This is a genomic window from Bacillus mycoides (assembly GCF_001757995.1).
Classification (GTDB): domain Bacteria; phylum Bacillota; class Bacilli; order Bacillales; family Bacillaceae_G; genus Bacillus_A; species Bacillus_A mycoides_B.
In genome coordinates this window covers 1-10,535 of record NZ_LXLV01000044.1, presented here as the reverse complement: position 1 = coordinate 10,535, position 10,535 = coordinate 1, and the positions used below count along the sequence as shown (strand labels likewise).

At 36.3% G+C, this 10,535-nt stretch carries 7 protein-coding genes and 5 pseudogenes; 6 read left to right on the top strand and 6 right to left on the bottom strand.

The genetic code is table 11. From position 1 onward, the window contains the following. The first annotated feature begins 71 nt into the window (after nt 1–71). A complete protein-coding gene (locus BWGOE10_RS15555) occupies nt 72–1,682 on the top strand; it encodes an S-layer homology domain-containing protein (RefSeq protein WP_070143926.1) in 1,611 nt (536 codons plus the stop codon). Nucleotides 1,683–2,489: 807 nt separating this feature from the next. Here the strand turns inward: BWGOE10_RS15555 and BWGOE10_RS33500 are convergent. Together BWGOE10_RS33500 and BWGOE10_RS33495 are read right to left on the bottom strand one after the other, a co-directional pair. Next, complete coding sequence (locus BWGOE10_RS33500) at nt 2,490–3,074, bottom strand: IS200/IS605 family accessory protein TnpB-related protein (RefSeq protein WP_236735978.1); 585 nt, start codon at nt 3,072–3,074, stop codon at nt 2,490–2,492. 20 nt (nt 3,075–3,094) lie between these two features. Next, complete coding sequence (locus BWGOE10_RS33495) at nt 3,095–3,844, bottom strand: hypothetical protein (RefSeq protein ID WP_236735977.1); 750 nt, start codon at nt 3,842–3,844, stop codon at nt 3,095–3,097. 70 nt (nt 3,845–3,914) lie between these two features. Between BWGOE10_RS33495 and tnpA the strand changes: the two genes are divergently transcribed. Next, nucleotides 3,915–4,334 (top strand): IS200/IS605 family transposase, encoded by a 420-nt coding sequence (gene tnpA, locus BWGOE10_RS15545; protein ID WP_321969983.1) that lies wholly within the window; start codon nt 3,915–3,917, stop codon nt 4,332–4,334. 116 nt (nt 4,335–4,450) lie between these two features. Here tnpA and BWGOE10_RS15540 read toward each other — a convergent pair. Together BWGOE10_RS15540 and BWGOE10_RS33490 are read right to left on the bottom strand one after the other, a co-directional pair. Beyond that, nucleotides 4,451–4,639, bottom strand: a pseudogene (locus BWGOE10_RS15540) (IS4 family transposase); the annotation flags it as partial. A gap of 122 nt (nt 4,640–4,761) precedes the next feature. Beyond that, nucleotides 4,762–4,910, bottom strand: a pseudogene (locus tag BWGOE10_RS33490) (IS6 family transposase); the annotation flags it as partial. A gap of 204 nt (nt 4,911–5,114) precedes the next feature. Between BWGOE10_RS33490 and BWGOE10_RS15535 the strand changes: the two are divergent. The 3 genes and pseudogenes from BWGOE10_RS15535 to BWGOE10_RS15530 all read left to right on the top strand — a co-directional run bounded on the left by BWGOE10_RS15535 (nt 5,115) and on the right by BWGOE10_RS15530 (nt 9,337). Continuing rightward, complete coding sequence (locus BWGOE10_RS15535) at nt 5,115–6,560, top strand: L,D-transpeptidase family protein (RefSeq protein ID WP_070143911.1); 1,446 nt, start codon at nt 5,115–5,117, stop codon at nt 6,558–6,560. A gap of 291 nt (nt 6,561–6,851) precedes the next feature. After that, nucleotides 6,852–7,034, top strand: a pseudogene (locus BWGOE10_RS30155) (IS4 family transposase); the annotation flags it as partial. Nucleotides 7,035–7,522: 488 nt separating this feature from the next. Next, entirely contained in the window at nt 7,523–9,337 is a 1,815-nt protein-coding gene (locus BWGOE10_RS15530; RefSeq protein ID WP_070143910.1) for an acyltransferase family protein, read from the top strand. A 32-nt stretch (nt 9,338–9,369) separates the two neighbouring features. On the opposite strand, the pseudogene BWGOE10_RS33485 reads toward BWGOE10_RS15530, so the two are convergent. After that, a pseudogene (locus tag BWGOE10_RS33485) lies at nt 9,370–9,618 on the bottom strand (hypothetical protein); the annotation flags it as partial. Nucleotides 9,619–9,776: 158 nt separating this feature from the next. On the opposite strand from BWGOE10_RS33485, the pseudogene BWGOE10_RS15525 reads away from it, so the two are divergent. Then, nucleotides 9,777–10,406 (top strand): annotated as a pseudogene (locus tag BWGOE10_RS15525) (IS6 family transposase); the annotation flags it as partial. A gap of 41 nt (nt 10,407–10,447) precedes the next feature. On the opposite strand, the gene BWGOE10_RS34040 reads toward BWGOE10_RS15525, so the two are convergent. Then, nucleotides 10,448–10,531 (bottom strand): hypothetical protein, encoded by an 84-nt coding sequence (locus BWGOE10_RS34040; RefSeq protein ID WP_367890491.1) that lies wholly within the window; start codon nt 10,529–10,531, stop codon nt 10,448–10,450. Nucleotides 10,532–10,535: the final 4 nt, after the last annotated feature.

The window sequence follows — 10,535 nt, the reverse complement described above, 5'->3', positions numbered from 1 at the left end:
ATTATTCACACTAAAAGAAGTACAAGGAGGAAGGTATATCTATTAAAATAGTGAGATATACCAAAGTAGAAATGAACATTAAATTTAACAAAAAAGTAGTAGCATTCACAGCAGGATTAACGGTATTATCTTTACCATTGGCATCATTTGCAGAGGAACAACAATCAGTAAACAATAAGCAACTTACAAGCGTTCAAGAACAAGGTAAAACAGACCAACTTCAAGCATCAGATGAACAGGCTTTAAAAAGTATTGAAGCTAGTTTTGAAGGGGTAGACGGACGTGGTGAAGGTACTGTCGATAATAAGAAAGCAGACAGCCTTCAACGTTCAGAAGGTATTCATGAAGAAACGGGCACATTAACTGTTCCTAACAATTCGAACAGAACAAAACGTAGTCTGTCTTCCGCATCATCTAGAATCTCTAGTACAATAAACGGTGTTCCATTCACTGAATGGATTGTTCCAGTAGGTAACGATAATATTCGTCCTCAAAACTACATGAGTCCAAAGTACATTACAATTCATGAGACTGATAATACAAGTGTAGGAGCAGGTGCTAGAAACCACGCTCAATATCTATATAACCAAGCGGTAGGGAACACAGACCGAGCTGCATCATGGCACTTTACAGTAGACGATAAAGAGATTTATCAACACTTACCATTAAACGAGAACGGGTGGCACGCAGGAGACGGTGATGGTCCAGGTAATAGAGAGTCTATTGCAATTGAAATCGCAGTTAATAGCGACGGTGACTACAGTAAAGCAGTAGATAACGCTAAGAAACTTGCGGCTTATTTAATGAAAGAAACTGGTGTACCGTTAAATAATATCGTAAAACACCAAAGGTGGAGTGGTAAAAACTGTCCTGCTATCATGATTAATAGTGGACAATGGGGTTCATTCGTAAATGGTGTTGAGGGGAATTATAATAACTTTTATCAACCAAAAGATGATATAACAGGAGGTTGGTATGAATCCGCTATTCGAGAGTTAAATAGAAGGGGTATTATGGTAGGGGAAGGAAACGGAGTTTTCGCGCCTAACAGAGCCGTAACAAGAGCCGAATTTTCTCAATTAATCTCTAAGTCTCTAAATCTGCCGGCCGGAGATGCATCATTTAAAGACTTAAATGATGCAAACCCAACTCTACGAGATGGTATTAAACGCACTGCAAGTGCGGGAATCATTAAAGGTAGAGGCGACGGTTATTTTGACCCGAACACACCAATTACAAGAGAAGAATCAGCAATCATTGTAAACAAGGCTTTACAGTATAAAGGTCTATGGGGGCCAGTTGCAAACTTACCATTCGTAGATAAGGACCAAATTATCTATAAGGAAGACGTACAAAGATTGTATGGCTTAGGAATCGTAAAAGGTAAAGAAAACAACCAATACGACCCTAAAGGTACAACAACTCGTGGAGAGACTGCAGTGTTCCTATTAAATATGCTTCAAGTTATTGAAACCGGTAAAGTTCAAAATGTAATCGGAATGGCTCAAATCAACGGTATTGGAGTAAATATTCGAAGCGGAGCAGGTACAAACTATCCTATTGTTAGAAAATCAAGTAAAGGCGAAAATGTTACAGTATATGAAGAAAAGAACGGTTGGCTAAGAATTGGGACAGATCAGTGGGTGTATTATGACTCTAGTTATATCAACTATAACAGATGATAAAAAACTAAATAGTTAAAGGGATAAGTCATATAGAGATATATGACTTGTTCTCAGGCTGTGGAGAAAGTCTTCGCCACAGTCTGTTTTTGTGTCTGAACTTTTTTTATCTGTCAACACTGATAAAAAAGAAGAAAAGGAGAGATTTCTGATGATGGGTGTGAGCTTGAAATAGAGTCACGATATTTGGAAAACATGTAAATGTTTATGATCGATTCACTGATTTAAATAGTGAACCGTGTTACCTTAATTATTAATGTATCATTTTCATTCTACAGTAGAATAGTAATTTGAAAGTTTCCCCACTTATTTTAGGGGAGAATTATCATTTTTCCGATATGAGTTCGTTTATTTTGTTACCCTTTATCATCCCTTAACAACAAATACGACGCTAAACCGATCACAACAGCGCCTAATATAGTAATTACGGTTCTGGTGCAAACCTCGAATGCTGTCAAAATATACACAAAAATATGAGAATGATTACGGACATTCAATCTTTACAAAGTATAAAAATACGGATTTTTAATACTGATTTCCGAACAACTCATTTTCATAAAAATATAACATTCATGTTGGATTATCTACGTAATCATTTTTGCACCAGAACCATAAATAGTCTTATAAAAAAGAGACCTTCCTAAATACTAGGAAGGTCTCTGCATCATTTCTGCCATATGGAGCTGTAAATATTCCGTTAGCTTTTTCATTGTGCCCTTTTTGAAGTACGGGTAGTGAACCTCTCCACCTAAATCATAGATTATGATGAAGCATCCTTCATCATAAATACGGTTAACTCGAGCATTTTCACACCATTGGTGCGACCGCCTGAAGAAAACTAATGAATGTAGATAAGGATTGCTGTGTTCTCGCTGAAACTTGAGGTACTTTTGCCTCAAGTTTCAACTTTTTCTTTTCAGAAAAAGCTTTAAGATGCTCACGTAAGAAATAACGTGCGCCTATATTGTAAGCTGCATTTAAATCAGCATGATAGACCTTGTCATTTTGGAATGTTGCGAGGTCTTTTTTATAATTGCGTACAACCTCACCTGAGCCATCGTAGGCTAGTTTGCTAGTATTTGTAGCATTTACTCGACGAATACGAATTCCTCGGTAGTGCGCCATTTGTTGTACTTTATTTTGAATGCCATTTTTGCACCAATGATGTAATTTTTGTTTGAGTCGTTTGGCTCCGTAAGTGTTAGGTGGGAATTTCATTTTCCCTAAAAATTCGAATACAATCACATCAGCATGGTGCTGTTCCGCAAAGTTTACGATGCGACGAGCTGTATCTATCATGATATGTTTTTGTAGACCGTTTATCTTTCTCCAAAGGTTAGGAGCAGAAATGTACCCATATTTCTTTTGTGCGATTTTTACGTTCTTACTCATTCGATCCATCCGGTCTTTTTCTACTGGCTGGTAAATGTACGTCCAATGACAGTTCCATCGGAACGAATGGCAGAACATACCGCAGAATTGGTCATTCCAAGGTCCACGGAAATAATCGTTTGGTCTTTTATGTTTGTTTTATTTAACGGAATTTTCTTCTCATAGGAGATAGCTAGGTAGTATTTTTTACCACTTTTTATCAGCTTTGGATTGCATTCTTTCCAACCTAAAACGCCCCTCTTTTCTAAATCCATTGGTTTATATGTAATATCTACCCAAACCCAATCTTTTTTTATAAATAACTTTAATTTCGCTTCATGGTTACTTCCTTTTTCAAACATGTTACCACGGTAAAACACAGGAAATTCATTGTGTTCCAGTTGAAAAAAAGGTGGACGTTTTGAAAAACGTTTCCCTTCTTGCTTCGCTTGTTCTTTTTCTTCTACCCAGTTTTGGAGTAAGGAACGATAACTTTTCACTTTTCCGAAGGCGGAGGCGATAGCCGCGCGCCTGAAATAACTAGGGAACTTGTAAAAACGTTGGTTGAACTCTTTATATTTAGGAAGTGGGTTTGTTTTCGTCGCATGCGTTAACATTTCCACGGCTGGTACGATTCCTTTTGTGTTCCAATCATCCAAACTTAAAAATTCTTTATCAATAACATTCATAAAATACGAAAGTGCTTCATTAAAAATTTGAATCGTTGGTTCAAAGATGTTTGTTTGATTTGTTATTTTATGTTTTAACGTTTTAGATTTTATCGCGGACATCCAACAAACCCTCCTTCCTTTTCATATTTGAGCATGTTAAAATTTAAACCTATATTAATTTAGTTGTAAAATAATAAGGGGTGGTTTCACGCATGAATGTAACAAGAATAGACACGCAATATATAAACTAACATATCATTTAGTTGCTGTTACAAAATATAGACATCCTTGTATCAATGAAAACATAAAAAATAGGCTCGAGGAAATTGCCCACAACCTATTTACAAAGTGGAATTGTACAATTATTGAAATGAACGGTGAAGAGGATCACATACATATCCTGTTTGATGCTCCGTCACAAATTCACTTGGCTAATGTTGTGAATAGTTTTAAAACAGTTACTTCCCGCTATATACGAAAAGAGTTCCCCGATGAATTGAAACCTTTTTACTGGAAACCGTATTTTTGGAGTAGAAGTTACATGTTACTCACAACGGGAGGAGCACCAATTGAAGTTTTACGTGCGTACATAGAGAATCAAGGAAAATAAATTACAGAAGGCTAACCTCCACTAAATCGAAGATTTTGAAGAGGAATGCGCCTTCTTATTTTTGGTTCAATTTCAAACGAGACATAAATAGGCTTCTTTGTCATGAATGGTCTGTATTGGGTAAGGGACGTGCTAGCTATTTCTTGACTATTCCATGCACAAAGTACAATCAATTCATCCGCGTGATATTTGCTCAATCGCTGGACAAAGTCTACTTGTTTGGCAATCTCTTGTAGTGCAGTTGGAGATACAAAGGTTTGTAGTTCTTGGGCGAAAAGATACAGTTCATCTGAAATAATAGACATAAAAAATGCCATCCTTTCTCGTAAACTTCTTACGATAAGCATAGCGTTTTTTCGTTTTAAGGGTATAATCTTAGCTTAGCTTGATAGCGATGTGGCGGTACCCCAATAAGATTATTCAATTATTTGGTGGTGCAATGATTGGTACGTTTGTAAAAGCCTTCTTCTTTTATTTACTGAATGCACAAAGTAATGCGAGTGCCTCGTCTTTAGTGAGAACCGTTGGTTCTCCAAAAGATTTTATCAATCTTTTCATAAATACATATGCTGCTTGGGATGGGATTATAAGAGACTATTCAGTGTGAATTAAAAAAATTTATCTACCATTTTTATGTGTCGTTCTATTAAAAATTCCAAATTTGACCAATTTGATGCGATGAAATTTGGTCAAATTTGGAATGTCAAGAACAATAAGGTACACTAGTCAATGATTTTAGTTTAAAATAGATTGATATTGATATATGCGGAGGAAAGATGGATGGACAACAATACAATAAATGAATCAGTTGAAGAAGGTGATAAAAAACGAGTAAGATCAAGCAAACGTTTTACAAATTGGAAGCTTATCGCAGCGGGTGGCGGTATAATTGCACTTCTTATTGGGGGAATGAGTTATTATCAGGCAACCCACTTCAATTCAAATGTTACGATTAACGACACAAAAGTCGGAGGTCTGAGCACTGATCAGGCAATACAGAAATTAAAAACATCTGGACTAGAAAACAAAGTTTATGTCGGTCAACAACAAATTTTAGATGAAGAAGATACGCAAATGGAACTTACGGAAAAAGATTTGCCTCAAGTTAAGAAACTATTAAAAAGCCAGTGGACATTTTTCCCTTCCTCAAAGGAAAAAAATTATTCACTGCTACCGGAAAAGGCGGATCAGTATCGTAGCGAAACGATGAAAAAAATTGTAGAAGAAAAGCTCGTCTCTATGAATAAAAAATTAAAAGCGCCTCAAGATGCGATGGCGAAGCTCGAACAAGGAAAAGTTATTATCTCGAAAAGCGTTGACGGAAAACAGTATGACGTTACTAGTCTACTGAGAGATTACGACAAGCAGAAGTATAAAAGCGAAATTCATCTTAAGCCTGCGTACATACAGCCTATTAAAGAAGACAATCCGATTGTCAAAAAAGAGGAGAAAGCACTACAGGATCTTTTTCAACAATCCGTTGATTATAAGGTACAGAATGAAGTTTATCCTTTAAAAGCGAAAGATTTAATTCAAAATGCCTCTATGTCAAAGGATATGAAAGTTACAATCGATGCGAGCGACATTAAGAATAAGATTGCTGGAATTAATAATGCTAAATCAACATTAAATAAAGACTTTACATTTAAAACCCATTCCGGTTCGGTCATATCAGTAAAAGGACAAGGCTATGGTTGGGCACTAGATGTTGAAAAAGAAACAAAGCAAGTCCAACAAGCCTTTGAAAAAGGCGAAAAGTCGCTTACTGCTTCTAATATTCACGGAAATGGCTGGAGTAATGAAGGCATCGGTTATGAAACAACATCGAATAATGGCATCGGAGACACGTATGCGGAAGTCTCAATTGCAGAGCAACAAATTTGGATTTACAAAGATGGAAAATTAGCAGTCACAACAAATGTAGTAACTGGTAAACATAGCACGAGTGAAGATACATCACCAGGTGTGTGGTACGTCCTATATAAACGATCACCATACACACTCAAAGGCAGCGCAGTAGGTAAAGCTGATTATTCCGTTAAGGTAGATTACTGGGCTCCGTTCACAAATAGCGGCCAAGGATTCCACGATGCCGGCTGGCGAACAAACTGGGCAAATAATGCCTATTTAACGGGGGGGTCAGGCGGATGTGTTAACCTTCCTCCTAGTATTGCAAAAACTGTGTATGATAATTTAAGCACTTATGAACCGGTTATCGTGTACTAGTAAATAGCAATCTCGCGTGCGGGGTGGAAAAACAGTTATATACGTTAATGTAAATACATAAAATCATAATCTCATGACTTGTAAAAAAAAGAGCATTACGTGGTGAGTTGTTAAAAAGAAAATAGCCTAATAGGGGTCACCATACATCGCTATCAAGCTAAGGTTTTGCACTATCCATAAAGCAAAAAAGACGTTATCCTTTCTGTAGAATTATAGGAAAGGATGGCGTTTTTTATGAATTTTTCGATTCTTGAAGATCTTCAACCGATTGCTGAAGAATTGCAACGATAAATGTCTCCTCATGTCCTAGAATACCTAGCTAAAGAAAAAGGATTCGTTCAGCAAAAGTGTAAATATCGAGCAAAGGAGTTAGTTGCTTTATGTGTATGGCTTAGCCAACAGGTTGCAAGTACATCACTCACACAATTATATAGCTATCTTGAAGTATCTACAGGTGTTCTTATCAGCCCTGAAGAACCACTTAGCTTCCGAAGGTGAGTAATTTTATACACAATTAAGTGAGCGTTTTTGTACATAGATTAGTTGACATTTATATAGGTTTCATCCATTTCCAAAGATAGTTGTGCTCTTTTGCTATTTTTTCTTCCAAATTTGATAGATAAGATTTCCATATTCACAATGTCAGTCCTTTATATGTTTGTAATAACGTATAAAAAAGTGTACTTTTTGACACACAGCATATAACTTTTTAATTAATTAAGCATATTCCCCTTTTTCGGGGGGATGGGCAAAAACACCTAATTTAAAAATTTTCACAACAGAACCAGATAACGTGATAAAGTGATGAAGTGATAAAGTGTTAGTTACTGTGCGTGTAATTATAAAAAGAGAGCCTTCCCAAATGATGTTTGTAATAGTTTAGCTTATATGATTTTAGGAAATTAATAGCATTTTATACCGCTATTATTTACCTAATTTCCAAGAAATAGAGGTGATTGTAGGTGACTAAACCTTTTAAAAAAAATAGTCGTTATATGGTTGGATTAGACAGTCTAAGGGGCCTAGCTATACTAGGTGTTATTTTGTATCATATTAATTTTAATTGGATGCCTGGAGGATTTTTAGGGGTTACTGTATTTTTTGTACTCTCAGGTTATTTAATTACAGATATTCTAGCGATGGAGTGGAAGAGAAATAAGAGAATTGATTTGAAGAAATTCTGGCTTAGTAGGGCAAGGAGATTGCTTCCAGCAATGTTTGTTATGCTCGTTATAACGTTGGCATGGATTACGATTTTTCATAGCTCTTTACTTGAAAAAATGCGTGGGGATTCATTAGCGGCGTTATTTTATGTTAGTAACTGGTGGTATATTTATCATAAATTATCTTATTTTGATAGCTTTGGTCAGCCTTCTCCGCTAAATCATTTTTGGTCGTTAGCTGTTGAGGAACAATTTTATGTGGTTTGGCCGTTCGTCATTAGTTTAGGATTTTATTACATAAAAAAACAATCACGCATGATCTTATTTATTTGTCTAGGAGCAATTGCATCTGCTTTAGCAATGGCAATTCTATATGAACCAGGCTCTGACCCAAGTAGAATTTATTACGGTACTGATACACGGGCTTTTTCTTTATTAATTGGAGCGGCACTTGCTTTAATTTGGCCAAGCAGTAGACTTGCGAATAAAATTATTCCGCAAGCACGTCTTATTCTTGATGTTATTGGGGGAGTTGCTCTTAGTATCATTCTCATTATGTTTTGGAAGACGAATCAATATGAGCCATTTCTATACCGTGGGGGAATGGTCCTTTTATCAATTGCTACAGCCTTGTTAGTCGCTAACCTTGCGCATCCGGCTAGCAGAATCGCACTATTTTTGAGATTTAGACCACTGCTTTGGATGGGCGTGCGATCATATGGAATATATCTTTGGCATTATCCGATTATTACATTGACGACTCCGAAGGTAAATGCTGGAGAGTTTTCGATTACAAGAGCAATTCTTCAATTTCTTCTGATTATAATGATTGCGCAAATTTCATGGAAGTATATTGAAAAACCAATCCGACAAGGTGCGCTCCGAAATATTCAGTTTAAGAATTTAAGACTTCAAAATGTCGCTTTAGGTGTTAAGTTAGCTTTAATTTGTGCAGTATTCGTTTCGTCGATAGCCGTCTTTGGGTTATCAAAAGTTAGTAAGGCTAAGGAGAATCCTCAACTAGATAAGGTGGAAGCAGTACAAACACAACCGGCGAAACATCCAGTTGCAGTTTGGGAAAATCCAGCTCAAGAGACGCCTCAAACTCAAGAAGAATCAAAAGAAATAAATTCTGCGCAACCTAAAGATGCTCTCACCGTTACTGCAATAGGCGATTCCGTTATGATTGATATTGCTCCGTATTTAAAAAATACTTTTCCTGATATTAGGATTGATGCACAAATTGGTCGCCAGCTGTCAAAAGCGATTCCTGTAGTTGAACAGTTAAAGAATGAAGGGAATTTAGGAAACTATGTCATTATTGGATTAGGTACAAATGGAGCCTTTACTACTGAGCAACTTGTATCATTAATAAAATTAATTGGGAATGAACGTAAAATGATATTTATTAATACGAGGGTACCACGTCCGTGGGAATCAATCGTGAATGAGAGATTAAAAGCGACAACATCTGAATATCCGAATATAACTCTAGTTGATTGGTATGCAGCAAGTGCTGGAAAGAGAGACTACTTTGCACCTGATGGTGTGCATTTAACCAAAGTAGGTGCAGAAGCATACGCAGCACTTGTAGTCAAAGCGGTGAATCAATAATTAGATATGTTTTATTAACTTCTTTTGCAAAATTAACTGAAATGTAAAAGATATATGGTTGAGGAAAACAAATTTTTTACAGTCATCAATAATTTCTGTAATTCATTATACATCGAAAAAGCGAAGTTTGGTTGAAGACTCTGTCTTTTTTATACAGGGCATGAATGGTTTCGATGCCTTTTACTATACGTGAGGCATGACGAATGTTTTGAAATCCTGCGGATTTGGAAAAGTGTCTGTCGCTTTACATGTCTATGGTCCTGTTCTGTGAGATTATTTATAGGAAGAAAGAATGTAACTTCCTAAATTTAAAAATAAGCCCAAAGAATTATTTAATTCTTTGGGCTTATTTTTGGTTCTGGTGCAAAAACTATAAGATTTATGTAAATAATCTCTGAAACTTGGACATACTAGTACTCTAAAAAAGGACGTGATCAGTATGGAAAAGCAAAACCTATTCAAGTGGAAACATTATCAACCTGAACTAATCTTATTAACAGTAAGGTGGTACCTACGGTACAATTTGGGCTTCCGTAACCTGGTGGAAATGATGGAGGAAAGAGGATTATCAATTGCTCACACAACGATTATGCGCTGGGTTCATCAATATGGGCCTCAATTAGAAGAGAAAGTGCGATAATCAACAAATGACTCATGGAGAGTCGATGAAACCTATATTAAGGTAAAAGGACAATGGATGTATTTATATCGTGCCGTTGATTCAGAAGGTAATACCATTGATTTTTATCTAAGTAAATCAAGAGATAAACAAGCAGCCAAGCGCTTTTTCAAGAAAGCCTTGGCTTTTTCGTACATTTCTAAACCTCGTGTGATAACAGTAGATAAAAACCCTGCGTATCCTGTAGCGATTCAAGAGTTGAAAGAAGAGAAATATATGCCTGAAGGCATACAACTAAGGCAAGTTAGATATCTCAATAATATAGTGGAACAAGATCATCGTTTTATTAAGAAACGTGTGCACTCTATGTTAGGGTTCAAATCATTTAAAACTGGAATCTCTATATTGAGTGGTGTTGAAGCCATGCATATGATAATAAAGAGACAGATTGGTTGGACTTATCCCCGTCAAGTAGACAACTGTAAAAAAGACTATGCAGCCATCGAAATTCGATATTCGATCGGAGCTCGATGATTGAGTCGTTTTTGGAATCGTTTGTAGTTATAATGATAGATGTAT

What these genes read in the sequence shown, in the direction of transcription:
- BWGOE10_RS33500 (WP_236735978.1), bottom strand. Translation starts at nt 3,074, where the DNA reads ATGAGTAAGAACGTAAAAATCGCACAAAAGAAATATGGGTACATTTCT.
- BWGOE10_RS15555 (WP_070143926.1), top strand. Translation starts at nt 72, where the DNA reads ATGAACATTAAATTTAACAAAAAAGTAGTAGCATTCACAGCAGGATTA.
- BWGOE10_RS15535 (WP_070143911.1), top strand. Translation starts at nt 5,115, where the DNA reads ATGGACAACAATACAATAAATGAATCAGTTGAAGAAGGTGATAAAAAA.
- BWGOE10_RS33495 (WP_236735977.1), bottom strand. Translation starts at nt 3,844, where the DNA reads ATGTCCGCGATAAAATCTAAAACGTTAAAACATAAAATAACAAATCAA.